This is a genomic window from Mesorhizobium sp. P2_E7, from assembly GCF_056403855.1.
This window is the reverse complement of record NZ_JBFUER010000004.1, coordinates 278,817-304,091: the sequence shown is the minus strand read 5'-3', so window position 1 is coordinate 304,091 and position 25,275 is coordinate 278,817. Positions and strand designations below refer to the sequence as shown.

28 protein-coding genes and 1 pseudogene are annotated in these 25,275 nt (G+C 64.1%); 16 read left to right on the top strand and 13 right to left on the bottom strand.

Translation table 11 applies throughout. The features are described 5' to 3' along the window. The first annotated feature begins 209 nt into the window (after positions 1-209). The 3 genes and pseudogenes from AC1DYC_RS22730 to AC1DYC_RS22720 all read left to right on the top strand — a co-directional run bounded on the left by AC1DYC_RS22730 (position 210) and on the right by AC1DYC_RS22720 (position 2,545). A complete protein-coding gene (locus AC1DYC_RS22730) occupies positions 210-431 on the top strand; it encodes a hypothetical protein (RefSeq protein WP_477410057.1) in 222 nt (73 codons plus the stop codon). A gap of 134 nt (positions 432-565) precedes the next feature. After that, a pseudogene (locus AC1DYC_RS22725) lies at positions 566-2,240 on the top strand (FAD-dependent oxidoreductase). Beyond that, positions 2,237-2,545, top strand: a complete 309-nt coding sequence (locus tag AC1DYC_RS22720; RefSeq protein ID WP_477410056.1) for a UBP-type zinc finger domain-containing protein — start codon at positions 2,237-2,239, stop codon at positions 2,543-2,545. The pseudogene AC1DYC_RS22725 and the gene AC1DYC_RS22720 overlap by 4 nt, the downstream one beginning before the upstream one ends. 79 nt (positions 2,546-2,624) lie before the next feature. On the opposite strand, the gene AC1DYC_RS22715 is transcribed toward AC1DYC_RS22720, so the two are convergent. From AC1DYC_RS22715 to AC1DYC_RS22680, 8 genes are all read right to left on the bottom strand, one after another. Further along, a complete protein-coding gene (locus AC1DYC_RS22715) occupies positions 2,625-3,695 on the bottom strand; it encodes an alpha/beta hydrolase family protein (protein WP_477410055.1) in 1,071 nt (356 codons plus the stop codon). 87 nt (positions 3,696-3,782) lie between these two features. After that, a complete protein-coding gene (locus AC1DYC_RS22710) occupies positions 3,783-4,166 on the bottom strand; it encodes a DUF1330 domain-containing protein (protein ID WP_477410054.1) in 384 nt (127 codons plus the stop codon). A gap of 33 nt (positions 4,167-4,199) precedes the next feature. Next, entirely contained in the window at positions 4,200-5,036 is an 837-nt protein-coding gene (locus tag AC1DYC_RS22705) for an SDR family oxidoreductase (protein WP_477410053.1), read from the bottom strand. Positions 5,037-5,167: 131 nt separating this feature from the next. Beyond that, the gene (locus tag AC1DYC_RS22700) at positions 5,168-6,061 is read right to left on the bottom strand and encodes a LysR family transcriptional regulator (protein ID WP_477410052.1); all 894 of its coding nucleotides are present in this window, start codon (positions 6,059-6,061) and stop codon (positions 5,168-5,170) included. A gap of 208 nt (positions 6,062-6,269) precedes the next feature. Then, the gene (locus AC1DYC_RS22695) at positions 6,270-6,461 is read right to left on the bottom strand and encodes a hypothetical protein (RefSeq protein WP_477410116.1); all 192 of its coding nucleotides are present in this window, start codon (positions 6,459-6,461) and stop codon (positions 6,270-6,272) included. 204 nt (positions 6,462-6,665) lie between these two features. Continuing rightward, positions 6,666-7,844, bottom strand: coding sequence for a trans-sulfuration enzyme family protein (locus tag AC1DYC_RS22690; protein WP_477410051.1), 1,179 nt, complete (start codon positions 7,842-7,844; stop codon positions 6,666-6,668). Beyond that, a complete protein-coding gene (locus tag AC1DYC_RS22685) occupies positions 7,841-9,274 on the bottom strand; it encodes a pyridoxal-phosphate dependent enzyme (RefSeq protein ID WP_477410049.1) in 1,434 nt (477 codons plus the stop codon). Before AC1DYC_RS22685 ends, AC1DYC_RS22690 begins: the two co-directional genes overlap by 4 nt. Before the next feature lie 101 nt (positions 9,275-9,375). Beyond that, entirely contained in the window at positions 9,376-9,870 is a 495-nt protein-coding gene (locus AC1DYC_RS22680; protein WP_477410048.1) for a RidA family protein, read from the bottom strand. 141 nt (positions 9,871-10,011) lie between these two features. On the opposite strand from AC1DYC_RS22680, the gene AC1DYC_RS22675 reads away from it, so the two are divergent. Further along, positions 10,012-10,344, top strand: a complete 333-nt coding sequence (locus tag AC1DYC_RS22675; RefSeq protein WP_477410047.1) for a hypothetical protein — start codon at positions 10,012-10,014, stop codon at positions 10,342-10,344. Next, a complete protein-coding gene (locus tag AC1DYC_RS22670; protein WP_477410046.1) occupies positions 10,341-10,991 on the top strand; it encodes a cysteine hydrolase family protein in 651 nt (216 codons plus the stop codon). The genes AC1DYC_RS22675 and AC1DYC_RS22670 overlap by 4 nt, the downstream gene beginning before the upstream one ends. A gap of 2 nt (positions 10,992-10,993) precedes the next feature. On the opposite strand, the gene AC1DYC_RS22665 is transcribed toward AC1DYC_RS22670, so the two are convergent. Further along, on the bottom strand, positions 10,994-11,347 hold the full coding sequence (locus tag AC1DYC_RS22665; RefSeq protein ID WP_477410045.1) for a winged helix-turn-helix transcriptional regulator: 354 nt from the start codon (positions 11,345-11,347) through the stop codon (positions 10,994-10,996). A 113-nt stretch (positions 11,348-11,460) separates the two neighbouring features. Between AC1DYC_RS22665 and AC1DYC_RS22660 the strand changes: the two genes are divergently transcribed. Further along, entirely contained in the window at positions 11,461-12,231 is a 771-nt protein-coding gene (locus tag AC1DYC_RS22660; protein WP_477410044.1) for a type 1 glutamine amidotransferase domain-containing protein, read from the top strand. Positions 12,232-12,508: 277 nt separating this feature from the next. Here AC1DYC_RS22660 and AC1DYC_RS22655 read toward each other — a convergent pair whose 3' ends face one another. From AC1DYC_RS22655 to AC1DYC_RS22645, 3 genes are all read right to left on the bottom strand, one after another. Beyond that, positions 12,509-13,876 carry an FAD/NAD(P)-binding protein gene (locus tag AC1DYC_RS22655; RefSeq protein ID WP_477410043.1) on the bottom strand — a complete coding sequence of 456 codons (1,368 nt, stop codon included), beginning with the start codon at positions 13,874-13,876 and terminating at the stop codon, positions 12,509-12,511. Between the two features lie 16 nt (positions 13,877-13,892). Further along, positions 13,893-14,342 carry an RrF2 family transcriptional regulator gene (locus AC1DYC_RS22650; RefSeq protein ID WP_477410042.1) on the bottom strand — a complete coding sequence of 150 codons (450 nt, stop codon included), beginning with the start codon at positions 14,340-14,342 and terminating at the stop codon, positions 13,893-13,895. A gap of 420 nt (positions 14,343-14,762) precedes the next feature. Further along, complete coding sequence (locus AC1DYC_RS22645) at positions 14,763-15,371, bottom strand: histidine phosphatase family protein (protein ID WP_477410041.1); 609 nt, start codon at positions 15,369-15,371, stop codon at positions 14,763-14,765. A 216-nt stretch (positions 15,372-15,587) separates the two neighbouring features. Between AC1DYC_RS22645 and tauA the strand changes: the two genes are divergently transcribed. From tauA to AC1DYC_RS22605, 8 genes are all read left to right on the top strand, one after another. Continuing rightward, positions 15,588-16,601 (top strand): taurine ABC transporter substrate-binding protein, encoded by a 1,014-nt coding sequence (gene tauA / locus AC1DYC_RS22640; protein ID WP_477410040.1) that lies wholly within the window; start codon positions 15,588-15,590, stop codon positions 16,599-16,601. Between the two features lie 159 nt (positions 16,602-16,760). Further along, positions 16,761-17,528 carry a taurine ABC transporter ATP-binding protein gene (locus AC1DYC_RS22635; RefSeq protein WP_477410039.1) on the top strand — a complete coding sequence of 256 codons (768 nt, stop codon included), beginning with the start codon at positions 16,761-16,763 and terminating at the stop codon, positions 17,526-17,528. After that, entirely contained in the window at positions 17,525-18,385 is an 861-nt protein-coding gene (gene tauC, locus AC1DYC_RS22630; RefSeq protein ID WP_477410038.1) for a taurine ABC transporter permease TauC, read from the top strand. Before AC1DYC_RS22635 ends, tauC begins: the two co-directional genes overlap by 4 nt. Before the next feature lie 87 nt (positions 18,386-18,472). Beyond that, positions 18,473-18,655, top strand: coding sequence for a hypothetical protein (locus AC1DYC_RS22625; RefSeq protein ID WP_477410037.1), 183 nt, complete (start codon positions 18,473-18,475; stop codon positions 18,653-18,655). Positions 18,656-18,994: 339 nt separating this feature from the next. Next, positions 18,995-19,948, top strand: coding sequence for a sulfonate ABC transporter substrate-binding protein (locus tag AC1DYC_RS22620; RefSeq protein ID WP_477410036.1), 954 nt, complete (start codon positions 18,995-18,997; stop codon positions 19,946-19,948). Positions 19,949-20,018: 70 nt separating this feature from the next. After that, positions 20,019-21,188: an FMNH2-dependent alkanesulfonate monooxygenase gene (gene ssuD, locus AC1DYC_RS22615; protein WP_477410035.1), complete on the top strand. Its 1,170-nt coding sequence runs from the start codon at positions 20,019-20,021 to the stop codon at positions 21,186-21,188. Next, entirely contained in the window at positions 21,185-21,961 is a 777-nt protein-coding gene (locus AC1DYC_RS22610; protein ID WP_477410034.1) for an ABC transporter permease subunit, read from the top strand. Before ssuD ends, AC1DYC_RS22610 begins: the two co-directional genes overlap by 4 nt. A gap of 9 nt (positions 21,962-21,970) precedes the next feature. Then, complete coding sequence (locus AC1DYC_RS22605; protein WP_477410033.1) at positions 21,971-22,777, top strand: ATP-binding cassette domain-containing protein; 807 nt, start codon at positions 21,971-21,973, stop codon at positions 22,775-22,777. A 32-nt stretch (positions 22,778-22,809) separates the two neighbouring features. On the opposite strand, the gene AC1DYC_RS22600 is transcribed toward AC1DYC_RS22605, so the two are convergent. Further along, positions 22,810-22,995 (bottom strand): hypothetical protein, encoded by a 186-nt coding sequence (locus AC1DYC_RS22600; RefSeq protein WP_477310997.1) that lies wholly within the window; start codon positions 22,993-22,995, stop codon positions 22,810-22,812. Positions 22,996-23,304: 309 nt separating this feature from the next. Here AC1DYC_RS22600 and AC1DYC_RS22595 point away from each other — a divergent pair, with 309 nt between their 5' ends. Together AC1DYC_RS22595 and AC1DYC_RS22590 are read left to right on the top strand one after the other, a co-directional pair. Further along, positions 23,305-23,664 (top strand): septal ring lytic transglycosylase RlpA family protein, encoded by a 360-nt coding sequence (locus AC1DYC_RS22595; RefSeq protein ID WP_477310999.1) that lies wholly within the window; start codon positions 23,305-23,307, stop codon positions 23,662-23,664. A 254-nt stretch (positions 23,665-23,918) separates the two neighbouring features. After that, positions 23,919-25,196: a polyhydroxyalkanoate depolymerase gene (locus tag AC1DYC_RS22590; RefSeq protein ID WP_477410032.1), complete on the top strand. Its 1,278-nt coding sequence runs from the start codon at positions 23,919-23,921 to the stop codon at positions 25,194-25,196. Positions 25,197-25,275: the final 79 nt, after the last annotated feature.

Here is a 25,275-nt window from a genome sequence, read left to right as displayed (position 1 = left end):
CTTAGGACCTAAGTCCGATAAGGCACGCAATGGTCGTATGGCAGGTCTTTTGGGAACAGGGAGCACGTCTGGCTGTTGTTTGAGATCGCGGATGAACAGGGAGAGCCGTCGTGAACAGGATCATATGGGCCGTTGGGGCTGTCGTTATCATCATCGCCATACTGAGCTTTTTTGGACTCCGGTAAGACCGGCATTTGAGGTGCAAAGTCATGACGCAATCCGTGCAAGCGCCGCTTCTGTCCGAGACCAGCAAAGATCGGGAGATCAATTGTGAAGTCGCCTTGGAGGCGGCATTTGGAGAGTTGGTGGAGGCGGCGTTGGCTCAAGGGTGGACACCGCGGGAAACAGCTGCCGCCCTGGTCAATATAGCTGCCGAGCACGCCCAGAAGGTTGAGCTTGTCGTCGACGCTTCACCTGCTCACGCTGCCTAGACGGTCGGTCTAAGTAGACTCGGAAGGAGGGTCGCCCCTCCCGCAAGCGAAGTCGTGGGGCCAAACCTACCCTTCCGGTCAGGCTGCCAACAAACCGCTTCAAACCCGGCGGCCATGACGCTACGCTCTCACCCATGGCCCCTACCGTCAGTCCAATCACCGTCACCCGCCGCGACCAGATGTTTCCCATCCTGGCCGAGGCCGATATTGAGCGCATGCGCCGGTTCGGCGAGGCGAGTTCCTATGCCGCCGGCGAGCATATCGTCACCGCCGGCACTGTCGCGCCGGGGCTGATCGTTCTCCTGTCGGGCACGGTCGACATCACCCAGAATGTCGGACCCGGCCGGCGCGAGACCATCGTCACCCATGGTCCGGGCAATTTCATCGGCGAGCTTGCGCAGCTTTCCAGCCGTCCGTCGCTGGTCAATGCCGAGACCAAAGAGCCGGTCGAGGCCTTCGTCATTCCCTCGCAGCGGCTGCGCGACCTGATGGTGCAGGAGGCAAGCCTCGGCGAGCGGATCATGCGGGCGCTGATCCTGCGCCGCGTCGGTCTGCTGGAAAGCGGCTCGAGCGGGCCGATCGTCATCGGCCCGGCCGGCAATGGCGACACGCTGCGGCTGCAAGGGTTTCTGCGCCGCAGCGGCCAGCCGCACCGGGCGCTCGATTCCGACAGCGATCCATGCGCGAAAACGCTGATCGGGCATTTTCATGTCGACCCGCACCATCTGCCGATCGTGCTCTGCCCAAACGGCAAGCTGATGCACAATCCCGGCGAAACCGAACTCGCGCGCTGCATCGGCTTGCTGCGGCCGATCGACCCGACACAAGTCTATGAACGTCGCCATTGTCGGCGCCGGGCCGGCGGGGCTGGCGGCGGCGGTCTATGCGGCTTCCGAAGGGCTGTCGACCATCGTGCTCGATTGCCGCGCCTTCGGCGGCCAGGCCGGCGCCTCTTCGCGCATCGAAAACTATCTGGGCTTTCCCACAGGCATCACCGGCATGGCGCTGATGGCGCGCGCCTACAACCAGGCGCAGAAATTCGGCGTCGAAATCGTCATCCCCGACGAGGCGAAGCTGCTCGGCGCGGCGAGCGAGGGCTACACGCTTGCTGTCGGCGACGGCGAGAACCTGCGCGCGCGCACGGTGGTGATCGCCAGCGGCGCGCGCTACCGCCGCCTCGACATTGCCAATCTGGCCGAATTCGAGGGCACGTCGGTGCATTACTGGGCCTCGCCGATCGAGGCGCGGCTGTGCGCCGGCCAAGAGGTGGCGCTGGTCGGCGGCGGCAATTCGGCGGGCCAGGCGGCGGTGTATCTCGCCACCCAGGTGCGCAAGGTGACGATCCTGGCGCGCCGCGGCGGCCTCAGGGAAACCATGTCGCGCTATCTGGTCGAGCGAATCGAGGCGCAGCCGAACATCGAGGTGCTGGGCGAGACCGAGATCGTGTCGCTGGAAGGCGAAGGCGGCAATCTCACCGCGCTCAGCTGGCGCAACGGGGCAACCGGCGATGTCGAGACCCGCCCGATCCAGCATCTCTTCCTGTTCATCGGCGCCGACCCCAACACCGACTGGCTGGCCGACTGCAATGTGGCGCTCGACGCCAAGGGTTTCGTGCGCACCGGCGCCGACGTCGCCGCGGGACTGATGGAGACCAGCCGCAGCGGCGTGTTCGCCATCGGAGACGTACGCGCCGGCTCGGTCAAACGGGTGGCGGCTGCCGTCGGCGAAGGCGCCCAGGTGGTGGCGGCCTTGCATGCCTATCTCGCGCGAGCCGACGCAGCAGCGCCCGAACTGGCCAGGAGAGCATGATGGACGAATGCAAACACACGACAGGCATCGAGACGGTGACGCCGAGCGCGCTCGGCTGCGAGGAATGCCTGAAGAGCGGCTCGATGTGGGTGCATCTCAGGCTCTGCCGCACCTGCGGCCATGTCGGCTGCTGCGACGACTCGCCCAACCGCCACGCCACCAAGCACTTTCATGCCACCAAGCATCCGGTCATCGAGGGATACGACCCGCCTGAGGGTTGGGCCTGGTGCTTTGTCGACGAGGTGTTCATCGACCTCGACGGCGACGTGACGCCGCAGAACGGACCTATCCCGAAGTTTTTCTGAAGTAGCGCGACCCTAGGCGAGCCGTGTTCAGCTCTCCTCCGGGGAAGAGCTGAACCGTCAAAGACAGGTGCCCTGTCCTCTAGGCCTCACCAAAGTGAGAGCTGAACCAATCCAGTACCAGCTGCGGGTTCTTGCCAAAGTAATTGTAGCCTTCGAAACGCTGGTCCGTGCCTTCGATCCAGAACAGTTTCTTGTCCTCCGAGGAGATGGTGTCGTAGATCTCCTGCACATTGGAGGGCTTGGTCAGGAAATCGTTGCGGACCTGGGCGACGAGTGTCGGAACCGTGACCGCCCTGGCATAGTCCATCGGCCAGACGTCGGCGAGGTGGAAGCCGGTCCGCTTGTGGAAGGCCGCGTCGAACCGTTCCAGGCCGTTTGCGATCTTCTGGTTTTCCACCGCTGTCTGGACAAACACCACCGGCGACACCGGCTGCAAGGCAATCATCGCCTTGATATGCCTGAATTCCTCGGGGTGTTTCTTCATGCCGACGATCGTGGCATTAGCTCCGAGGCACCGGCTATAAAGGGCCGTCTTCATGTCCTTGGTATCTGGCCGGGACTTGGCGTAGCGCAACGACCCGATCACGTCCCGATACTCCAACACGCCGTGGCCATTGACGCCGCCGCTGCCCATGCCGCTGCGGCCATGGTTGCGCATGTCGTAGGTGATGATGTTGTAGCCGGCGTCATGCAGGAGCTTGTATTCCGGCAGGAAGTTTACCTCGAAGCCGCCGAAATTCGTCCACGGCTCCAGATGCCCGGGATAGCCGTACCGGTTGCACGGCATGGGGTGATTGAAGATGAGCAACCTGTCCGAATCGGCCGGAATGAACCAGCCCTCGACCGTCACCCCATCCATCGCCGGGAAGAATATCTCTTCGTAATCCATGCCGTATTCATGCGGCCAGCGCAGAATGGGCGTGCGGGTCGAATGCGCCATCAAATCGGCCATGCCGTTGATGAAGTCCTCGGATCTTGGATCGGTCACGATTGCACCTGATGTCGTTTGGTTGTCGGCAGCCTGCGCACCCGGGGAGGTGGCGGCGATGAGAGGGAGCGTGGCGAGTGCCGCGCCGGCTTTCAGAAGCTGGCGTCGGCTACTCGATGGCGCGCCGTCCTGCTGAACGGCATTGTCCGGTTGGTTACCCATGACGAGTTCCTTGGTTTCTGCTTGAGAATTCATGTCGGCTGAGGTTCGGAGCAGGGCGCGCCCGTAGTCGCCCGCCTCATTGGCCTGTTACTGCTTCGCAGGTACAAAACCTTCGGTGATGATAACCGAGCCTTCCGTCGAAGCGGTGCGGAACTTCCTGGCGGCGGTATATTCGGGCGAGTTGTAGAAGCGCTGCGCATCGGCCACGCTGGGGAATTCGGCGATGGCCATAACCTTTTTCGGCTCACCTTCGACGGCGGTTGCATTCAGGTTGAAGACAATGATCCTGCCGCCGAATTTCGGAGCGAGCGGCCCGGCGGCTTGCATGTACCTGTCGTATCCGGCCTGGTCCTTGATCGTGTAGTTGGCGATCATGTAGCCTGGCGGATCGGTATCCTGCGCATGGCCGGTCGCGGCAAGAGCGATGGTGACGGCGGCGACTGCGGCCGCGCCGATAACAAGTTTCTTCATTTTATGGTTCCTCTTGGTTTTGGGCTGGCGCGACTAGAACGAGCCGTCTGTCGACCGAGACAGATCTGCGTAGGCGTGCAGCTCCTTCAGGCGTCCTTCGAGGACTGGCTCGAATGCCGCGAGCGCGTCGCTGCCGGCCACGAACTGTCTCGGCGGATTTTCCATCCTGGCAAGCTTCACAAGGACGTCGCCGAGCCTGGCCGGATCGCCCTGTTGCTTGCCGTCATAGCCGGACCACATGTCTTCGGCGCTGCCCTCAGCGGCGTAATCAGCGATGGTGCTGGCGCTATATCTGGCGTTCCGCGCATCGAGGAGATCGGTGCGGAAGAAACCCGGTGCGACCGTCACGATCTTGATGCCGAACTGTTCGACCTCTTCGGCCACCGAAAGCGAAAGCCCTTCGACGGCGAACTTGGCGGCGCTGTAGGCACTGCAGTGCTTGAAGCCCATGACCCCGGCAAGCGAACTGATGTTGATGATCCGGCCCGACCGCTGCCTGCGCATGACCGGAAGGACGGCGCGCATGACATGGATCACCCCATACAGATTGGTCGAGATCAGCCCCTCGATCTCAGTCGTGCTAAATTCCTCGAAATTGCCGAGCAGGCTGTAGCCGGCATTGTTGACCAGAACGTCGATGCGGCCAAACGCCTTCATCGCCTCGTCGACCGCCGCCTTCGCCTGCGCTTCACTGGCGACGTCCAATTGAATGAACGCTAGCCTGTCGCCCGCTACATCGCTGAGCGCATTGCGGACCTTGTCGAGATTGCGGCCAGTCGCGACCACCCGATCGCCTGCCTTCAGGGCCGCCCTGGCGGTGGCGGCGCCGATGCCGCTGCCGGCACCCGTGATGAACCAGACCTTGCTCATGTCCAACTCCTGTTTTCGATGAACAGGGAGTTAGGCCTTATCGCTCTATCTGATTAGTCGATATAATCTGCATGCAGTTAGAAATGGCGTTTATTAATGCGCCAACTCTCGAACCGCCTCCCGACTTGCCATCAGCCCTTGTAGCGGAGCGCTTCGAGCAAGAGAGCGAAAGCCGGTGTGTGTTGTCGCCGGCTTGGATAATAGAGGTGATAGCCGGAAAATGGCGGGCACCAGTCCTCCAGCACGCGGATCAGACGGCCATCGGCAACATGCTGGGCAACCTGGCTTTCGAACGTATAGACCAGTCCCAGTCCGCCAAGCGCGGCGTTTACCAGCATCTCATTGTCGTTGATGACCAACGGACCGTTGACCCGGACGTCGAGCTCGACGCCGTCGCGTTCGAACTCCCAGGCATAGAGCCCGCCGCCCGTACTCTGCCGGTAGCTTACGCATTTATGATCGTTCAGCTCACGCGGCGTTTGCGGCATCGTCCGGCCGGCAAAGTAGGATGGGGAGCCGACGACCGCCATGCGCACATCCGGGCTGACCCGAACCGCTACCATGTCCTTCTCGACCTGCTCGCCGACACGGATGCCGGCATCGAACCGGCCAGCGACGATGTCGGTCAGCCCTTCGTCGACGGCGATCTCGACGGCGATGTCAGGATACTCCGGAAGCAGCTCCAGCAGGACAGGCCAGAGCACCGTCCTTGCGGCGTGGCGGAAGGTGGTGATGCGGATGGTGCCCGCGGGCTTGTCTTGAAGCGCGGTGAGGGCGGCCAGTTCGCTGTCGATATGATCGAATGCCGGACGCAAGCTGCGAAGCAGCCTTTCGCCGGCGTCGGTCAACGACAGGCTGCGCGTCGTTCGCGAGATCAGCCTCACCTTGAGCCGCTCCTCGAGCATGCGGACGGCATGGCTGAGTGCCGACTGGGACAAACCGAGTTTTGCAGCAGCGCGGGTAAAGCTGCCTTGCTCGGCGACCTCGATGAACATGGCCAGTTCGCTGAAGTCGCCTTTTCTCATCTATAAATCCCGGTTCTAAATCGATGCGGATTATACTGCCGATCCGCAGGATCGTCCTCCGGTATTATTTGCCAGCACCACATAGCGCCGTACCGCGTGGACCAGCTGACCCCGCGGTTTAGAATTTTCATGTCGGCGGAGACGGGTTCAGAGCGACCCAAAGAGAAGCCCGCTCGCCGTGGGGCGGCAGAGCAAATTTGATTGTCGGCTATCGCACCGAGCTGGTGACGGTGCGGTCGATGGCATCGGGATGGCGCTCGTTGCCGGCAAGTGCGGCAATGACCAGAAGGCTGGCGACGACCGGGACAAACAGGATGGCCACGCGGGCCTGCACATAGAAGATGGCGCGCCATTCGCTGCGCTTTTCGGGGCTGTTGTCCATCACACTCACTCTCGCCATGCCTCCCCGGGCGGGACATAGCGGCGAAGGGTTAAGCAAAGGCTTCCGATTGTGTTAACGGGCGGGATTCGAGGCTTGGTAGCAGACGATTTGCAGCTCGATATGCCTCTGCAATTAGCGTTTCCTCGCCCCCATGAAATGGGGGAGAGGCGGCCGCGCAGCGGACGGAGAGGGGGCTGGCGCTACCATAGGCGATTGCCCTGCCTACCCCCTCAGCGCCTGATCCAGATCGGCGATCAGATCATCGCCGTCCTCGATGCCGGCGGACAACCGCACCAGCGAATCCGAAATGCCGATCGCTGCCCGCTTTTCGGCCGGGATGGAGCCATGCGTCATCAGCGCGGGGTGCTCGATCAGGCTTTCGACGCCGCCGAGGCTTTCGGCAAGGGTGAACAGCTGCGTGCGTTCGAGGAAGCGTTTGGTGCCTGCGAGATCGCGGTCGAGGTCGACCGAGATCATGCCGCCGAAGGCGTGCATCTGCTTTTTGGCGATCGCATGCTGCGGATGGCTGGACAGGCCGGGATAGATGACGCGGCGGACGTCATTGCGCGCCTCCAGCCATGTCGCGATCTTCAGGCCGTTCGCGGAATGTCGCTCCATCCTGAGCGCCAGTGTCTTGATGCCGCGCAGCGCCAGAAAACTGTCGAACGGCCCGGAGATGGCGCCGATGGCGTTCTGCAGGAATTTCAGCTGAGCGGCCAAATCCTTGTTGTCGCCGACGATGGCGACGCCACCGACCATGTCGGAATGGCCGTTGAGATATTTTGTCGTCGAGTGAACGATGATATCGATGCCGAGCTCCAGCGGTCGCTGGATGTACGGGCTGCAGAAAGTGTTGTCGGCGACCGTCAAAACGCCCTTGCGCTTGGCGAGTGCGGCAAGCCCTTCCAGGTCGACGATGCGCAGCAGCGGATTGGTCGGGGTCTCGACCCAGAGCAGTTTCGTCTCCGGGCGGATCGCGGCTTCGACGGCGGCGAGGTCGGTGAAGTCGACGAAGCTCACCTGCAGATTGGCCGAGCGCTTGCGCACCCGCTCCATCAGCCGGAACGAGCCGCCATAGATGTCGTCGGTGGCGACGATGTGCGCGCCGCTATCGAGCAACTCGAGCACGGTCGAGATCGCCGCCAGGCCGGAGGCGAAAGCAAAGGCATTGCTGCCGCTTTCGAGATCGGCCACGGCGCGCTCGAAGGCAAAGCGTGTCGGGTTCTGGCTGCGGGCATATTCAAACCCCTTGTGCACGCCGGGCGACTGCTGGCCATAGGTGGAGGTCGCGTAGATCGGCACCATGACCGCACCGGTCAGCGGGTCGTGGCTCTGGCCGCCATGGATGGTGCGGGTGGAAAAGGCCAGGCGGTTTTTACCCGTCGGGGTGTGTGCAGTCATCGTGCGCGCCTCAAATGGTTGATCAGGTCGATACGGGTTATCAGGCCGACGAACTCGTCGCCATCGAAGATGATGGCGACCTCGTTGCGGTCGAACACCGGCAAAAGCGCATCCAGCGTCTGGCTGGCCTGGAGCGTGTGCAGATTGGAGGCCATGGCGGTGCGGACGGGAGCGTTGAAGCGATCCCAGCGGCCATCATAGGGGCCGTCGACCTTGGCCAGGATGTCGCTCTCGTCAACGATGCCGACCAGCTTGCCTTCGTCCAGCACCGGCAGCTGCGAGACATCGGAGCGGCGCATGCGGCCATAGGCGTTGAGCAGGCTCTCGTCGGGGCCGACGAACACCGTGTCGCCGGTACGGTGCGAGCGCATGACGAGGTCGCGCAGATCGCCATGCTGCTCCTGTTCGGCCAGGCCCTGCTCGGCCAGCCAGAAGTCGTCAAAGACCTTCGACAGATATTTGTTGCCGCTGTCGCAGACGAAGGTGACGACGCGTTTTGCAACAGTCTGCTCGCGGCAATAGCGCAGGGCTGCCGACAACAGCGTGCCGGAGGACGAGCCAGCCAGGATGCCCTCCTTGGACAGGAGGTCGCGCACGGCCAGCATGCTTTGCTTGTCGGGGATGGAGTACGCCTTCTTGACCAGCGACAGATCGGCATTGGGGGGCACAAAATCCTCGCCGATGCCTTCGACGGTCCAGCTGCCGGCCTCTTCCATCTTGCCGGTTTTGATCAGCGGCGCCAGCACTGATCCCACGGGATCGGCCAGCACCATCTCGGTCTTCGGCGAGACCTTTGCGAAGTAGTGGCCAAGTCCGGTCAGCGTGCCGCCGGAGCCGACGCCGACGACCACGGCATCGAGATTGCCATCGAGCTGGGCAAAGATTTCCGGGCCGGTGGTGGTTTCATGCGCGAGAGGGTTGGCCGGGTTGGCGAACTGGTTGGCGTAGAAGGCGCCAGGCGTTTCCGCGGCGATCTTCTCGGCCATGTCCTGATAGTATTCGGCATGGCCTTTGCCGACATCGGAGCGCGTCATGCGCACTTCGGCGCCGAGTGCGCGCAGATGCTGGATCTTTTCGCGCGACATCTTGTCGGGCACGACGAGGATGATGCGGTAGCCCTTGGGGATGCCGACCTGGGCGAGGCCGAGGCCGGTATTGCCAGCGGTCGCCTCGACGATGGTGCCGCCGCGCTTCAGCTTGCCCTGTTTCTCGGCCGCCGCGATCATCGACAGCGCGATGCGGTCCTTGATCGAGCCGCCGGGATTCTGGCTTTCGAGCTTGATGAACAGCCGGCATTTTCCGGTGTCGAATTTGGTCAGCTCGACCACCGGGGTCTGGCCGATGAGGTCGAGCACCGAGGCATAAGGCGGACGCAGCCGCGATAACGCGCCGTCCGGACTGCCTGGCGCAGCTTCTCTTTGCTCGCTCATGTCGATGTGCTCCCTTGATCAAGCGACCGCCTCGGGGGCAGAGCGGCAGCGTAGCTTCTTTTCCAGCCGTTTGCAGGCGGAAAGAAGGTAGATCGTGCCAATCAACTGGCGAGAGGGGGAATGGAATTCCACGAGCGGTCGCCCGGCGTCGCGGTCGACTTGCGGGAGCGGGACGCCGCCAGGGCCCGCTTCGGCTTGTCCACGATGGCCGCCTGGGCCTCGATCTCGATGAGGAAATCGGCTCTGGCAAGACCGGTCACACGCAGGACTTTCAGAACCGGCGGCGGGCCGCGGTCTGCCCAGAACCCCATCCAGGCGCCGACGGCCGGCTGAAGTTCGGCGTCGCCGACGATATAGATCGACAGGCTGACAAGGTTTTCAGGCTTCGCGCCGGCGGCTTCAAGCACCGTCGCCAGATTGGTCAGCGCCTGCGCGGTCTGCGCGGCGAGATCGCCCCTGCCGACGATGCTGCCTTCGGCGTCAACGCCGTTCTGGCCGCCGACCAGCACGATGCGCGCGGACGCCGGCAGCGCCACGCCTTGCGAATAGGCCGGGCTCATGTGCAAGCCCTTCGGGTTCAACCGCTCGATGCTCATTGTCCGTCGCTCTCCTTGCCTCGTCCCAAACCTCAGGAAAGGGCGACCGACCGGTTCTTTCAACGCACCATCTCGTTCGTTGCCGCCGGCGTTTTCACCGTGCTAGCCGGATGGCTGCGGGGCCAATGCAAGGACAGCTCGATGAAGATCATCGCCTATGACAATTTCAAGCCCGGCGTCACCCTGGACGATCTGAAACCCTATCTGCGCGACGAGGTCTCGAATGTCTGGCGGCTGTGGAAGGCCGGCATCGTGCGCGAGAACTATGCCCGCGCCGATGTCGGCGGCGTCATCATCGTGTTCGAGCTCGACAGCGTCGAGGAAGCCCGGCGCTACACCGACGATTTTCCGCTGTCCAAGGCCGGGTTGCTGGAATGGGTTTTCCTGGCCTTCGATTCGGCGCCCTTGCCGCTCGAATATTTGTTCGATCCGAGCGTCGACATCGCCAAGCCCTGGGACCGGACGGCAGCATGATCCGGTCGCGCGAAGGCATCGAGATCCCCGCCAGCCTGGTGGAGTGGTGCGACCCCGCCCGCATGGCGCTGGTGGTCTACGACATGCAGGTCGGCATCTGCCGCCAGGTCGCCGGCGCCCGGGCGATCGTCGAGCGCACCGGCATCGTGCTCGAGGCCGCGCGTTCGGCCGGCATGCGGGTGGCGTTCACTCGCCATCTGTCGCTGCCGCTGAAATGGATGGGCGCAACACAGCTGCGCACCGCCATGGCCTGGCAGCGGCGCGACAGCCCCGATGCAGTCGAGCCCTGGTTCCTGCGCGACGCCGAGGCGACGCAGATCGTGCCGGAACTTGCACCGCGCGCGGACGAGGCGGTGTTCGACAAGCTGACCATGTCGGCGTTCGATTCCACGTCGCTCGGCTTTGCGCTCAACGATTGCGGCGTGCGCGCCGTGGCGCTTGCCGGCATTGCCATGGAGATCGGCATCGAGCCGACCGTGCGCCAGGCGACCGACAACGGCTTTGCGGCTGTCGTAGTCGAGGACGCCTGCGGCTTCGGCAACAAGGAAGCCCGCGACCGTTCGATGGAGACGCTGCGCTTCCTCGGCGAAGCGGTCATCACCGATGTCGCAGGCTTTTGCGGCGCGCTCGGCGGGAAAATAGACTGATGTCAGGCCGCCGCGTCGATGTCGGTGCGGAAGCGCACGCCTTCGGCGCGGCCATGCACGCTGCCCCAGTCGTAGAGCGCCTGGAGTGCACCGGCCAGATCGTGGCCGCGCGGGGTCAAGGTGTAGCGCTGCTTGCCGTCGGCCGAGGTCTCGAGCACGACGAAGCCGATCTCGACCAGGTCGGCCAGGCGCTGCGTCAGCATCTTGTCGGACAGCGAGGGGATCAACCGGCGCAGTTCGGAATAGCGCAGCGGCCCTTGCTTGATCCGCGCAATGATCACCGTTTTCCATTTGCCGCCAAGCGCGTCGAGCGCGAACTCGACCGGGCAGCCATAGAGTCTTCCGCGTTGGGTCATCCGCCGATTTTAGGCAAGGCGCCGCCGGGACGAAAGCGGAAATTACCCGCCCAGATGGCGGGGGTGCGGCGCGGCAGCTTGTCGGCAACAGCTTCATGGAAGGAGCAACGAAAATGAGCGTCCACGACCCCAATCCGGTCAATGCGCGAAACCCGAAGCGGGTGGCGATCGTCATCGCCAACCCGGCGGTGTCGACCACGACCGGGTGGCCGGTCGGCTTCTGGTGGAGTGAGCTCACCCATCCCTGGTTCGCCTTCACCGAGCGCGGCTATGCCGTCGAGATCTTTTCGCCCGGTGGCGGCAAATGCGAAGCCGATGCGCTGAGCGACCCACGCGACCCCTCGGGCTATTCCGAGACCGACCTGATCTCGCTCGGCTTCATCGCGAGCCCGAAACTGATGAGCCTGATCGAGACGACCCGGCCGGTGGCCCAGCTCGATGTCGAGCGCTTCGACGCCATCGTGGTGGCCGGCGGCCAGGCGCCGATGTTCAGCTATGACTGCGCAGAAACGCTGCAACAGACCTTCGTCGCCTTCCACGAAGCCGGCAAGGTGGCGGCTGCGCTCTGCCACGGCACCGCGCTGCTGCGCTATGCCAGGCGCGCCGACGGCGCGCTGCTCGCCGCCGGCAAGACGGTGACCGGCTTTGCCAATGCCGAGGAGGATTTCGCCGACGAGGCGACCTGGGCGATGGGCGCGATGGAGCGCGGCAAGCATCTGATGCCGTGGCGGATCGAGGACGAGCTCAAGGCGATCGGCGCCAACTATATCCAGGCCGGACTGTGGCGCGGCTTTGCCGTGCGCGACGGCAACCTGATCACCGGACAGCAGAATTTTTCCGGCGCTGAAACCGCGCGCCTGGTGTGTGAGGCATTGGGCGGCTGAACGCTCTCTTTTTGGTTCTGACGCACTTCCCCAAAATAGTGTCCAAATGTTCCCTCACGTTAGGGACTTCAGTCGTAATTGAGCTATGGCTAATATGTATGTAACTTGGCCGGTGCGGGGCGACGATCCCAAAATCCAAGCCTAATCCCGCAATGGCCGGTGCAGTGCGCTTTTCAACCCAAGCATCCCCTGCACCGGCCATTCTTTTGCCTGCCGCCCGGGTAGCCAGCCTGAAATCGGGTGCGCGACATTCGCCGTTTGGGGATACAGCTCCGGTCTACCCCAGCAACTGCTTGCTCAGCCGCGCGCATTGCACGCGAATATCCGGGATGGCGTCGATCTCGAAGAAGGTGCCGCGGGTCAGCGGGCCGACGGCGAGGATCTTGGCCGAAGCGGTGCCGTCGCCGGCGATGATTTCACATTTGGCTGAGACATCGAGGCCGAGCCGCAGCGGGTCCGGCCGCGCCAGGCCGCGATCGACCAGCGAACGCACGACGCTGTTCGACGTCGTCGAGATATCCCTGGCGATGCCGGTGCAATCGTAGATGCGAGCGACCTCCAGTGTCTCCAGCGCCTTAGTGTGGCGCGACTGGATCTCGACGGCGAAGCCATCGCCCGCCTCGATGCCGACGACACGGCCGGCGACCGGGCGGATGCGGCCGGTGCGCACCGCCTCGGTGACGCGGGCATGCACTTCGGGCGCCAGGCGATGCCTGTGGATGTCCCACCAGGCCTTGGTGTGCTCGACGAAGCGGCGCTTGGCCGAGGACGGCCAGTTCTGCCAGATCTTCTGGTTGAAAGGCCGCAAGCCGTCGACGACGTCGCGCCAGTCGATGCCGGCCTTCTGGTTTTCGCGGATCAGGTCGCGGAACCAGCTGACGAAATAGGACAATTGCGTGCCGAGCGGAATGTCGGCGACGTCGAGCTTGATCGGATTGCCCTTGCGGTGCGGCGAGGGCAGCAGGCCGCGCCGCGACACGGCGACGATTTCGCCGCGATGGCCGCGCTGTTCGAGCGACAGGAAGGCGTCGACCATGCTCAAGCCCGTGCCCAGCACCAGCACGCTTGCGTCGGGGTCGAGCGCGGTGTCGGCCTCGGTTCCCATGCGGATGGCGTGGCCCTGGCCGGCGCCGGGCTGCTCGTCATGGCCAGTGGCGAGCACCGCCAGATGCGCGACAACACTGGTGCCGTTGGCCAGCGCCACCTCGACACCGGAGGAGGTCGGCGAGATCGACAGGCTCTCCTCGCGGATCAGCCGCAGCCGCCCGGTTTCCTTTTCGCGCGCTTCCAGCTCGTCCAAAAGTTCCTTGAGGTAGCGGGCATAGACGCTGCGCGGCGCATAAAATGGTGTCTGCGGCGTCTGGTCCTGGCTCACCAGGCCGCGCCCCTGCAGCCAGCGCCAGAAATTGCCAGGATCGTCGGCATAGGCGCTCATCCCCGCGGCGCTGACATTGAGCACATGCGCCGACAGCAGCGTCGAATAGGCGATGCCCTGGCCGAAATGCGGACGCTTTTCGATCAGCGTGACGCGCAGGTCGGGATTCGCCGATTTCAACAAATGCGCGGCCAGCACGACGCCACTGGCGCCGCCGCCGACAATGATGATCGAGCTGGGGATGATGGAATTGGTGCGCCCGACACTCATGCGCGCACGCTCAGGATCAGGCGAGGACCTTCTGCGTCACGGGAAGGTCGTCGATGACGATGTCGCGCATCTCGGCCAAAGTGCGCTGGTCGAGCACCTCGGCGATGGCCTGCCGGACCTCGAGCATCAGATGTCGGACTTGGCATGTCGCCTCATTGCAGTCTTCGCAGCGCTGATACTGGGTGCGGCTGGCGCACGGGATGGGTGCCAGCGGTCCGTCGAGCACGCGCACGACATGGCCGACCTTGATCTCGTCGGCCGGGCGCGCCAGGCGATAGCCGCCTTCCTTGCCCTTGCGGCTCTGGACGAAGCCGGCATTGCGCAATTCGCCGAGAATGGCGTCGAGGAATTTCTTCGGGATGTTGTTGCCGCTGGCGATGTCGCCGACGAAGGCGAGCTGCCCGACGGGCAATTGCGCCAGGTGAACCAGCGCCTTGAGCCCGTACTTGCCTTTTTTGGTGAGCATAGAGCGAATGCTTCTCTGTCAGGCGATGGCTCAAAACCATCGGTTGCGAAACGCCTGACGTGCCTCCCCGCCGCGTGCAAGCTGCTTCGACACATAAATTCTAGTGACATGATATACAAGCCGAGAAACCTTGATTTTGCTGTGTTTTCACGCCGCAGAGGCCACTTTAGCAGGGCTTTGTGCCGTTAAGGTCACAGCCAGCAGCGAGCGATCGTAGCGATAAGTGGCTGTTCCAGTTCCCTAATGTCGATAAGATTACTATACTTACCCCTGAACACGCGGAACGTGTTTTCAAATCGTCCGCCATTTGCAGCATGGATTTGCGACATTCGGGAGTTTGCCGGGAATTTCCTGTCGCGGTCGCCGGATCAGCGGAAACGCCGGCTGCCGACCACCGGCCCCGTGGCGCTTCGCCCGATGTCAGGTCTCCGGCGTGTCGCTTTGTGGTCCGGCGGACTTGCCGGGTTTGGCCACCGGCACACCGCTCGAGCGCAGCATCCAGCGGTGGCCGTCGCTGCGCAAATCGGTGAGGCTGAGCGGCTCGACGTCGATCCTGCGGCAGGCCGCAAGCGGCGCGCCAAGCACATGGACGATTGCCGCGCGGATGACACCGGCATGCGTCACCGCGATGGTGTGGCCGGTCGTCTGGATCAGGCCGTCCATGAAGCTCGCGCTGCGACGCGCCACATCGGCCAGCGACTCGCCGCCATGCGAAGCGGCCTCGGCATCGCCGAGCCAGGCGGCGATGCCGTCGGGATCAAGTGCCTGCACCTCCGCGAAACCCTTGCCGGCCCAGCGGCCAAAATCCTGCTCGGCCAGCAGCGGCTCGACCGAGGGTTTGAGCCCCATCGCTTCGGCGGTCTGGCGGGCGCGCAGCGCCGGGCTGGTCCAGACCCGGTCGGCGCGGCGCAGGGTCATCGTTTCCGCCAACGCCAGGGATTGCGGCTCCAACCCCTCGTCGAGGGGGAATGACCCTTTGCGCGTGGCGGGCGTTGCACCGCTGCAGATCATGGTCAGGCGTACCAGCATGACAGGCTCTCTTTGGGTCGGCCGAGACGACCGGGTGTGCGTTTGCGCCAGCTCTACACGATCGCGCGTAGAGGATCGCGGTTCATTGACGGGTATCGGCCGGTGGCTTTTTTCTAACAAGCCCGCTTTGCTTGGAAGGATTTAACTCTACAAGAACGATAGAATTAGCTGACTATGAACAGGCATCCGGTTTTTCTCTCTTTTATGGAGCCTTTCATGTCCAGCATTTCGCGACGCATTGTCCTCCTGTCGTCGGCAGCCCTGGCGGGTGCGGCCTTCCTCGGCCCGGCCCAGGCGCAGGACCTCAAGATCACCATCGGCTACCAGACGGTGGTCGAACCTTCGAAAGTAGCGCAGGCCGACGGCGCCTATGAAAAGGCGACCAAGGCCACGATCGACTGGCGCAAATTCGATTCCGGCGCCGATGTCATCGCCGCCGTTGCCTCCGGTTCCGTCGACATCGGCTATGTCGGCTCGAGCCCGCTGGCCGCAGCCGCCAGCCGCGAATTGCCGATCCAGACCATCTTCGTCGTCGGCCTGATCGGCGAGTCCGAAGCGCTGGTCGCCCGCAACGGCTCCGGCATCGAGAAGATCGCCGACCTCGCCGGCAAGAAGGTGGCGGTGCCGTTCGTGTCGACCACGCATTACAGCCTGCTTGCCGCGCTGAAGCACGAGAAGGTCGATCCGAAGTCGGTCGAGATCCTCAATCTGCGGCCGCCGGAGATCGCCGCCGCTTTCGCCCGCGGCGACATCGATGCGGCCTATGTCTGGGATCCGGCGCTCGGCCAGATCAAGACGACAGGCAAGGTGGTGCTGGATTCCTCGCAGGTTGCCGCCTGGGGCGCGCCGACCTTCGACGCCTGGATCGTGCGCACCGACTTTGCCGAGAAGAACCCCGAAGCCGTGCGCGACTTCGTCAAGGTGACGGGCGAATCCTACGCCCAGTTCCTGGCCAAGCCCGACGCCTGGTCGGTGTCTTCGCCGGAAGCGGCCAAGATTGCCAAGATCACCGGCGCGAAGCTGGAAGAAGTGCCGCAGCTGCTCAAGGGCTACGTCTTCCCGACACTGGAGGAACAGGCGTCCGACAAATTCCTCGGTGGCGGCACGGTCAAGGCGATCGAGGCGGCGTCGGCTTTCCTTAAGGAGCAGGGCAAGATCGACGCCGTGCTGCCCGACTATTCGAAATACGTGTCGTCGAAATACGTGACCGAGGCTCTCGCCTCGAACTGACAGCTGAGTTCTAGAGCGTCCTTTGCGTGCCCTGGCGGCCACGCGGCGCTGTCGTGACACGCGCGGTTTCTTCTTCCCTGACGCCGCGTGTTGCCTGTCCCGGAGCCGCTTAACGAGGAGCGGTTTCGGGGCAGGCGGATTTCTTCCGGAGCCCATTTCATGCCGCATCTCGTCCTCGACAAAGTGTCGGTTCACTATGACGGCCAGCCGGCCGTCGAACGCGTTTCCATTGATGTCGCCAAGGGCGATTTCGTCGTGCTGGTCGGCCGCTCCGGCTGCGGCAAGACCTCGCTGCTCAACGTTGCCGCCGGCCTGGTCGAACCGGCGCGCGGTGTCGCCACGACCGGCGGCAGGCCGATCACCGGCCCTGGTTCCGACCGGGCCGTCGTGTTCCAGAACGATGCGCTGTTTCCCTGGCTGACGGCGCGTGAAAACGTCGCCTTTGCGCTCAGGCTGCGCGGTGTGCCGCAAGCGGAAAGGGCGCGCCGCGCCGACGAGTTGCTGGCGCTGGTCAAGCTCGAAGGCGTCGGCGACAAGCGCATCTGGGAATTGTCCGGCGGCATGCGCCAACGTGTCGGCCTCGCCCGGGCGCTCGCCGCCGAACCGGAATTCCTGCTGCTCGACGAACCGCTCGGCGCGCTCGATGCGCTGACGCGCGAGCGCATGCAGACGACGCTGCTCGATCTGTGGACGGCAGCCAAGGTCGGCGTGCTGATGGTCACGCACGGCATCGAGGAAGCGCTGGTGCTGGCCACACGCATTGTCGTGCTGGCGCCGGGACCCGGACATGTGGTGCGGACATTCGAGACCGGCTTCAGCCGGCGCTACGCCTCGGGTGAACCTATCAGGGGTATCAAGGCCGATCCGGCCTTTGCCGCAGCGCGAGCCGACCTGACCGACGCGATCTTCGAAGGAGAGGCGGCATGAGCGTCACCGCGTACAACGAGCGGCCGACCGTCAAGGCCGGCGAGACCGATGCCATCTCGGTGCCATGGTCGCGGCCAAGGCCTAAGCGCAGCCGGATCTCCTCCCGCGCGGTCAGCGCCGCCACCATCCTGGTCGTGCTGGCTGCGTGGGCGCTGTCAGCGCGGCTGCAGCTGGTGTCGCCGGTGTTTTTGCCATCGCCCGCCGCGGTGTGGACCAAGTTCATCGTCGTCATCAATGACGGCTTCGTCGACGCCACACTCTTCCAGCATATTGTCGCCAGCCTCGGCCGCGTGTTCGCGGCGCTGCTCGCGGCCATCGTCATCGGCGTGCCGGTCGGGCTGGCCATCGGCATCTCGACGGTCGGGCGCGGCATCTTCGATCCGCTGCTCGAATTTTTGCGGCCGATCCCGCCGCTCGCCTATCTGCCGCTGGTCATCATCTGGTTCGGCATCGGCGAGCCGTCAAAGATACTGGTGATCGCCATTGCCATGCTAGCGCCGGTGGCGCTGTCGACGGCGTCGGGCGTGCGCAGCGTCTCAAAGGAGCGCATCGATGCGGCGCGGTCGCTCGGCGCGACGCGGGCTCAAGTGGTTCGCCACGTGATCCTGCCCAGCGCGCTGCCGTCGATCCTGACCGGCCTGCGCATCGCGCTCGGCGCCGGCTGGTCGACGCTGGTCGCGGCCGAGCTAGTGGCGGCAACGCGCGGCCTCGGCTTCATGATCCAGTCGGCCGCCCAGTTCCTGGTCACCGACGTGGTGGTGATGGGCATTCTGGTGATCGCGACAATAGCCTTCGTGCTGGAATTCACCATCCGCCGGATCGAGCGTCAGCTGGTTCCGTGGGCGGGACGCGAATGACAAACCGGGCCGCCAGAGGCTCGATGCCGGCCATGAGCTGAACCCCTCACAGGAGACAAGACCATGTCGACAAAACGGAGTGATGTCATGACCCAATCCACCGCCGTGCTGTTCGCCCATCTCGGCAACTGGCTGCTCGCCTGGCGGGAGAACCCGCTGCTTGAGCCGCAGCCGAAATCGCCAGCCCCGGTGCAGCTCGACGCCGACCGCGACCGCCTACCGCCGCGCGACGAGGGGTTTTACTGGGCCTGGGAGTACTGGTCGCATTGAGGAGTGGCGCTAAGCGAGCATCGCGATCCTTCGCGCCCCCCTCTGCCCTGCCGGACATCTCCCCCACGAGGGGGGAGATTGGCTGTTTCGGCGCCTAGCCTATTTGCGACGTTGGAGATTAGCGAAAGCCGAAGCGACATCTGATCTCCCCCCGTGTGGGGGAGATGTCCGGCAGGACAGAGGGGGGCGCTGTCCCTCCAACAGAAGAAAATGATTCCTCTTCTCGCCGCCAACTCGCAACTCCATTCCTCTACTAAATTTATAGAACTACCTAGCCTTGGCCCTCATCCAACGGCAGGGAGCCTTCCCGGCGCCGGTTCGCAGCTAAGGAGAGGGATCATGTTCAGCCTGACCAGACGTGTTTTCGGCATCGGCCTTGTGGCGGCGAGCGTTGGCTTGTCGCTCAGTGCTTCGGCGCAGGAGCTGAAGCAGCTCAACATCGGCTACCAGAAGACCGGTCTGCCGGTCATCGCGCGGCAGCAGCAGGTGGTCGAGAAGGCGCTGAGCAGCAAGGGCGTCGCGGTGAAATGGGTCGAGTTCACCGCCGGGCCGCCGCTGGTCGAGGCGCTCAATGTCGGCGCCATCGATGTCGGATACACCGGTGACGCGCCACCGATCTTCGGACAATCGGCCGGGGCCAACATCGTCTATGTCGCCGCGATGCCTTCCAATGGCGATGGCGAGGCGATCTTCGTCAAGCCGGCATCGCCGATCCAGTCGCTCGCCGAGCTCAAGGGCAAACGCGTCGGCGTCGGCAAGGGCACCAGCGCCCATAATCTTCTCGTCGCGGCGCTGGACAAGGCCGGCGTCGGCTTCGATCAGATCACGCCGGTCTATCTCAGCCCGGCGGACGCCGCCGCCGCTTTTGCCAGCGACCAGATCGACGCCTGGGCGGTGTGGGATCCGTTCTTCGCCATTGCGGAGACACGTTACCAGCCGCGCGTGCTGGCGCGCTCCAGCGACGTGCTCAAGGTCAACAGCTATATTGTCGGCAACAAGGATTTCGCCAAGGCGCATCCCGAAGTCGTCACCACGGCGATCGCGGCCCTCGGCGAGGCGGCGAAATGGGCGGACGCGAACCGCGACAAGGTGGCCGCGGCCTTGCATGAAGTGACCGGCGTGCCGCTCGACGCGCAGACCATCGCCGCCAAGCGCAGCAAATTCGGCATCTTCCCGATCTCCGACGAGATCATCGCCGGCCAGCAGGCGACCGCGAACCGCTTCTACAAGCTCAAGCTGATCCCCAACGCGGTGCGCATCTCCGACGCCGTTTGGTCCGCGCCGGGCAATTGACTTTTTTCGTGCGGCGCCGGGCGGAAACGTCCGGCGCCTTTTGCCGTTTCCAAGCTTCAGGGATTGCGCCATGACCGCTCCAGACAGTTCGCAAGCCAGGCCGCTCGATTTTTTCTGGTTCATTCCGACGCATGGCGACGGCTCCTACCTCGGCTCCGAGCAGCAGCAGCGCCCGCCGGAGTTTGCCTATTTCAAGGAAATCGCACAGGCCGTCGACCGGCTCGGCTTTCCCGGCGTGCTGCTGCCGACCGGGCAGAATTGCGAGGATTCCTGGATCACCGCTTCCGGCCTTGCGGCGCTGACCGAAAAACTCAAATTCCTGGTGGCGCTGCGGCCCGGCGTGACGCTGCCGACCTTTGCGGCGCGCCAGACGGCAGCGCTCGACCGGCTGAGCAATGGCCGGCTGCTGCTCAATGTCGTGGTCGGCGGCAACCCGACCGAGCTTGCCGGCGACGGCGTCTTCCTGCCGCATGACGAGCGTTATGCCCAGGCGCAGGAATTCTTGACCATCTGGCGCGCACTGGTGTCGGGCCAGAGCGTCAATTTCAACGGCAAGTACTACCGCGTCGACAATGGCCGCCTCGACCTTCTGCCGCAACAGGAGCGGCCGCCGCTCTATTTCGGCGGCTCGTCGGATGCCGGCCAGGAGCTCGCCGCCGACCTCGTCGACATGTACCTGACCTGGGGCGAGCCGCCGGCGCAGGTGGCCGAGAAGCTCGCTGCTGCGCGCAAGAAGGCCGAACGGCGCGGCCGGAAACTGCGTTTCGGCATCCGGCTGCATTTCATCGTGCGCGAGACCGAGGAAGAAGCCTGGCGCGCCGCCGACCGGCTGATCAGCCACGTCACCGACGCTCAGATCGAAAATGCCCAGGCCCGCTTCACCAAGGAAATGGACTCCGTGGGACAGCGGCGCATGGCCGAACTGCATGGCGGCCGCCGCGACCGGCTGGTGGTTTCGCCCAATCTGTGGGCCGGCGTCGGCCTTGTGCGCGGCGGCGCCGGCACGGCTTTGGTCGGCTCACCGGAGCAGATCGTCGAGCGCATCCGCGAGTATCAGGCGATCGGCATCGACACCATTATCGGCTCCGGCTACCCCCATCTTGAGGAAGCCTACCGTGTCGCCGAGCTTCTGTTCCCGCGGCTTGGGCTCGGGACCAGGCGGGCGCAAGCGCATGAAAACATCGCCAATGAATTCGCAGTCGGCTTCCACGGCGCCAACCGCCTGCAGGCCTCGTCATGAGTCTGGCCCGGCGCGTCAAACAGAACGGCATCGGCTGGGTGCTGCCGGCGCTGGTCATTGTTGGCTGGGAAGTGGCCTCCCGCGCAGGCGTCATGCCGGCCAATGTGCTGCCGGCGCCAAGCGCGGTGGCCGAAGCCTTCTGGCGCCTGACGCTGTCGGGTGAGCTGATCGAAAACATCGGCGTCAGCACGCTGCGCGCGCTGGCCGGCTTTGCCATTGGCGGCTCGATCGGCTTTGCGCTTGGGCTCGCCAACGGGCTGTCGGCGCTGAGCCGCGGCCTGACCGATACGACGCTGCAGATGATCCGCAACATCCCGCATCTGGCGCTGATCCCGCTGGTCATCCTGTGGTTCGGCATCGACGAGGAGGCCAAACTGTTCCTGGTGGCGCTCGGCGTGTTCTTCCCGATCTACGTCAACACGCTGCTCGGCATCCAGAGCGTCGACCCGCAGCTGGTCGAGATGGGCCGCGTCTACGGCATGGACCGCCGCGCGCTGTTCTTTCAGGTGATCCTGCCCGGCGCGCTGCCGGCGATCTTCGTCGGGCTGCGCTATGCCCTGGGCATCATGTGGCTGACGCTGATTGTCGCCGAGACCATCTCGGCCAGCTCCGGCCTCGGCTACATGGCCATGCAGGCGCGCGAATTCCTGCTGATCGATGTCGTCGTGCTGTCGATCCTGATCTATGCGCTGCTCGGCAAGCTTGCCGACAGCTTCGCCCGCCTGCTCGAGCGGCTGTCGCTCGGCTGGCATCCCGCCTTCCAGAACGCCTGAGGGGTTTCGATGCCCGCCGCCAGCCTCGCCGCCGTCCGTTCCTTCGTCGCCACGCCGGAGCCGTCACGCCCGACGCCAGCCGTCGACAGCCCGCGCGCCTTTGCTTTCAAGGGTGTGGAAAAACACTTTGGCGACAAGGTCGTCCTCGACGGCATCGATCTCGATGTGCCGGTCGGACAGTTCGTTGCCGTCATCGGCAAGAGCGGCTGCGGCAAGAGCACGCTGTTGCGGCTGCTGGCCGGGCTCGACCGTCCCACGGGCGGATCCCTTACATTCGGGCCGGAAACCGAAGGCGCCGGGCAAGAAAACCGCACGCGCTTCATGTTCCAGGAACCGCGGCTGTTGCCTTGGGCCAGCGTGGTGAAAAACGTCGAGGTCGGGCTGACCGGGCTTGCCGCCGGCGCGGAAGCCAGGCGGCGCGCGCTCGACATTCTGGGCCAGGTCGGGCTTGCCGATCGCGCCGACGAATGGCCGTCGGTGCTGTCCGGCGGCCAGAAACAGCGCGTGGCGCTGGCGCGCGCGCTGATCGGCCAGCCGCAGATCCTGGCGCTGGACGAGCCGCTCGGCGCGCTCGACGCGTTGACCCGTATCGAAATGCAGCAGCTTCTGGAGCGCATCTGGCTCGAGCAGAAATTCACCGCCGTGCTGGTCACGCATGACGTCGCCGAGGCGGTTGCGCTCGCCGACCGGGTGGTGGTGATCGACCAAGGCCGGATCGCGCTCGACCTCGACATACCTGTGGCGCGACCGCGCAGGCGCGGCTCCGTCGAGCTCGCCCGCCTGGAAGGCAGGATTCTGGACCAGCTGTTCGGCTAATCCTGATCAGGATCCCACCGCGATCCTGCTGATCAGGTGCGCGAGCGGCTGGCCCATCCCAGCCCAAGCAGGCCGACCAGCATGGTGACGATGCCAATATATAGCCATTGCGACTGGCCGGTCATGAAGCTGCCGCCGACCCAGCCAATGCCTTGCATCGACCACAGCGCGCCGATGGCCAGCACGATCAGGGCCAGCAGATATCTGAACAGTCTCATCGCCGAGAATCCTTCCCCAAGTCGATCGTCAGCTGCGCCATGGCCGTGATGAATGAGCGAAAGGACGGTGTCCAATCGCGTGTGCTTTTACTTGCAATATAACGTCTTGCCTTGCTCAAGGCATCTGTGAACGCGCCCGAAATATCACGAACGATACGGCAGCCGGCTGCGAAATATCCCTAACAAACTGTTTCCCTGTGACTCCAAACGTGTGCCAGTGCCACGGAACCGCCAGATGTCTGCCGCATTTCCTGCCTTATTCGACACTTAACGGCTGGGGTCTGTCCAAAACGGAGCCATCCCCCCCACATGAAGAAGATAAATCAGACCGCGCTTGTCGCGGTAACGATCGCGGCTGGCCTGATGGCCGGCGTATCCGCCTCCTCCGCCGCCGGCCAATGCGGCCGTGCCTCCTGGTACGCGCTGCACTCCCGGACCGCCAATGGCGAGCGCATGAACCCGTCGGCAATGACCGCCGCGCATCGCAGCCTGCCCTTCGGCACCAAGCTGAAGGTGACCAACCAGAACAATGGCCGCAGCGTCATCGTGCGCATCAACGATCGCGGTCCGTTCATCAAGGGGCGCGTGCTCGACCTGTCGAAGGGCGCCGCCAGCCAGCTCGGCTTCATCGGTTCGGGCCATACGTCCGTCTGCATGGCGCGCGTCTGATTTTGTCCAGTCCGGCCCGCTCGGGCCGGACGCAGCCTGCCCCCGTATATCCAACAGCTGTGCGTTTCGCAGCTGCACAGTGAGCCGGCTGCTGCCGTTCAAGGCGGATTCTCAACGCCTTGGACCAAAGAATGGCATATGTCACGCCACGTGACGTATTGCATCGCAGCAATATCTTGTTAACCTCCGCGCGAGACATTCAAGGCTCGGCGCTGCTCGTCGTCCCTTCGGTCACGGCAGCTGCGGAGTACCTGATGTTCTACCAGCTCTACGAAATGAACCATGCCGCCCTGCAGCCCGCGCGGCTTTATGCCGATGCGGTGCGGCTGTTCTACACCAATCCGCTCAACCCGTTTTCGCACACGCCTTGGGGCCGCTCGGTGGCTGCGACCGCCGAACTCTTCGAGCGCACGACGCGTCGCTACGGCAAGCCGCATTTCGACCTGACCAAGACCGTGGTCGACTGGAAGAGCGTCGAGGTCAGCGAAAAGACGGTATGGTCGAAGCCGTTCTGCAACCTCACCCGCTTCGAGCGATCCGTGCCTGCCGGACGCAAGGCCGATCCCAAGCTTTTGATCGTGGCGCCGATGTCGGGCCATTACGCGACGCTGCTGCGCGGCACGGTCGAGGCGATGCTGCCCTATGCCGATGTGCACATCACCGACTGGGTCGATGCCCGCATGGTGCCGGTGACCGACGGCCATTTCGACCTCGACGATTATATCGACTACATCATCGACATGCTGCATGCGCTGGGGCCTGACACCCATGTCATGGCGGTCTGCCAGCCTTCCGTGCCGGTGCTGGCGGCGGTGGCGCTGATGGAAAAGCGCGGCGATCCCTTCGTGCCCTCGACCATGACGCTGATGGGCGGGCCGATCGACACCCGCCGCAACCCGACCGCGGTCAATCTTCTGGCCAAGGAAAAGGGCATAGACTGGTTCCGCGACAACGTCATCATGAACGCGCCCTGGCCGGTGCCGGGCTTCGGCCGCGAGGTCTATCCGGGCTTCCTGCAGCTGTCGGGCTTCATGAGCATGAACCTCGACCGCCACATCATCGCCCACAAGGACTTCTTCATGCACCTGGTCAAGCATGACGGCGACAATGCCGAGAAGCACCGCGATTTTTACGACGAATATCTGGCGGTGATGGACCTGACGGCGGAGTTCTATCTGCAGACCGTAGACACGGTGTTCGTGCGCCATGCTCTGCCCAAGGGAGAGATGATGCATCGCGGCGAGGTGGTCGACACCAAGGCGATCCGCAACGTCGCGCTGTTCACGGTCGAAGGCGAGAACGACGACATTTCCGGTCTCGGCCAGACGCAGGCCGCGCATGACCTCTGCCCCAATATCCCCGCCGACCGCCATGCCCACTACATGCAGCCGGCCGTCGGCCATTACGGCGTCTTCAACGGCTCGCGTTTCCGCTCCGAAATCGTGCCGCGCATCGTCGATTTCATCACCAGCTATGGCCGCCAGAACCGCGTTGCGGTGAAACCCAGGCTGGTCCGCTCCGCCAAGGGTTGAGGCTCGAAACGGCTGTGGCGTGCATTGCCTGCAGCAGCAGGTCGATTTCGCACGCCAGAGGCCTTCTGTTGCACAATAG

What these genes read in the sequence shown, in the direction of transcription:
- AC1DYC_RS22730 (WP_477410057.1), top strand. Translation starts at nt 210, where the DNA reads ATGACGCAATCCGTGCAAGCGCCGCTTCTGTCCGAGACCAGCAAAGAT.
- AC1DYC_RS22720 (WP_477410056.1), top strand. Translation starts at nt 2,237, where the DNA reads ATGATGGACGAATGCAAACACACGACAGGCATCGAGACGGTGACGCCG.
- AC1DYC_RS22715 (WP_477410055.1), bottom strand. Translation starts at nt 3,695, where the DNA reads ATGGGTAACCAACCGGACAATGCCGTTCAGCAGGACGGCGCGCCATCG.
- AC1DYC_RS22710 (WP_477410054.1), bottom strand. Translation starts at nt 4,166, where the DNA reads ATGAAGAAACTTGTTATCGGCGCGGCCGCAGTCGCCGCCGTCACCATC.
- AC1DYC_RS22705 (WP_477410053.1), bottom strand. Translation starts at nt 5,036, where the DNA reads ATGAGCAAGGTCTGGTTCATCACGGGTGCCGGCAGCGGCATCGGCGCC.
- AC1DYC_RS22700 (WP_477410052.1), bottom strand. Translation starts at nt 6,061, where the DNA reads ATGAGAAAAGGCGACTTCAGCGAACTGGCCATGTTCATCGAGGTCGCC.
- AC1DYC_RS22695 (WP_477410116.1), bottom strand. Translation starts at nt 6,461, where the DNA reads ATGGCGAGAGTGAGTGTGATGGACAACAGCCCCGAAAAGCGCAGCGAA.
- AC1DYC_RS22690 (WP_477410051.1), bottom strand. Translation starts at nt 7,844, where the DNA reads ATGACTGCACACACCCCGACGGGTAAAAACCGCCTGGCCTTTTCCACC.
- AC1DYC_RS22685 (WP_477410049.1), bottom strand. Translation starts at nt 9,274, where the DNA reads ATGAGCGAGCAAAGAGAAGCTGCGCCAGGCAGTCCGGACGGCGCGTTA.
- AC1DYC_RS22680 (WP_477410048.1), bottom strand. Translation starts at nt 9,870, where the DNA reads ATGAGCATCGAGCGGTTGAACCCGAAGGGCTTGCACATGAGCCCGGCC.
- AC1DYC_RS22675 (WP_477410047.1), top strand. Translation starts at nt 10,012, where the DNA reads ATGAAGATCATCGCCTATGACAATTTCAAGCCCGGCGTCACCCTGGAC.
- AC1DYC_RS22670 (WP_477410046.1), top strand. Translation starts at nt 10,341, where the DNA reads ATGATCCGGTCGCGCGAAGGCATCGAGATCCCCGCCAGCCTGGTGGAG.
- AC1DYC_RS22665 (WP_477410045.1), bottom strand. Translation starts at nt 11,347, where the DNA reads ATGACCCAACGCGGAAGACTCTATGGCTGCCCGGTCGAGTTCGCGCTC.
- AC1DYC_RS22660 (WP_477410044.1), top strand. Translation starts at nt 11,461, where the DNA reads ATGAGCGTCCACGACCCCAATCCGGTCAATGCGCGAAACCCGAAGCGG.
- AC1DYC_RS22655 (WP_477410043.1), bottom strand. Translation starts at nt 13,876, where the DNA reads ATGAGTGTCGGGCGCACCAATTCCATCATCCCCAGCTCGATCATCATT.
- AC1DYC_RS22650 (WP_477410042.1), bottom strand. Translation starts at nt 14,342, where the DNA reads ATGCTCACCAAAAAAGGCAAGTACGGGCTCAAGGCGCTGGTTCACCTG.
- AC1DYC_RS22645 (WP_477410041.1), bottom strand. Translation starts at nt 15,371, where the DNA reads ATGCTGGTACGCCTGACCATGATCTGCAGCGGTGCAACGCCCGCCACG.
- tauA (WP_477410040.1), top strand. Translation starts at nt 15,588, where the DNA reads ATGTCCAGCATTTCGCGACGCATTGTCCTCCTGTCGTCGGCAGCCCTG.
- AC1DYC_RS22635 (WP_477410039.1), top strand. Translation starts at nt 16,761, where the DNA reads ATGCCGCATCTCGTCCTCGACAAAGTGTCGGTTCACTATGACGGCCAG.
- tauC (WP_477410038.1), top strand. Translation starts at nt 17,525, where the DNA reads ATGAGCGTCACCGCGTACAACGAGCGGCCGACCGTCAAGGCCGGCGAG.
- AC1DYC_RS22625 (WP_477410037.1), top strand. Translation starts at nt 18,473, where the DNA reads ATGACCCAATCCACCGCCGTGCTGTTCGCCCATCTCGGCAACTGGCTG.
- AC1DYC_RS22620 (WP_477410036.1), top strand. Translation starts at nt 18,995, where the DNA reads ATGTTCAGCCTGACCAGACGTGTTTTCGGCATCGGCCTTGTGGCGGCG.
- ssuD (WP_477410035.1), top strand. Translation starts at nt 20,019, where the DNA reads ATGACCGCTCCAGACAGTTCGCAAGCCAGGCCGCTCGATTTTTTCTGG.
- AC1DYC_RS22610 (WP_477410034.1), top strand. Translation starts at nt 21,185, where the DNA reads ATGAGTCTGGCCCGGCGCGTCAAACAGAACGGCATCGGCTGGGTGCTG.
- AC1DYC_RS22605 (WP_477410033.1), top strand. Translation starts at nt 21,971, where the DNA reads ATGCCCGCCGCCAGCCTCGCCGCCGTCCGTTCCTTCGTCGCCACGCCG.
- AC1DYC_RS22600 (WP_477310997.1), bottom strand. Translation starts at nt 22,995, where the DNA reads ATGAGACTGTTCAGATATCTGCTGGCCCTGATCGTGCTGGCCATCGGC.
- AC1DYC_RS22595 (WP_477310999.1), top strand. Translation starts at nt 23,305, where the DNA reads ATGAAGAAGATAAATCAGACCGCGCTTGTCGCGGTAACGATCGCGGCT.
- AC1DYC_RS22590 (WP_477410032.1), top strand. Translation starts at nt 23,919, where the DNA reads ATGTTCTACCAGCTCTACGAAATGAACCATGCCGCCCTGCAGCCCGCG.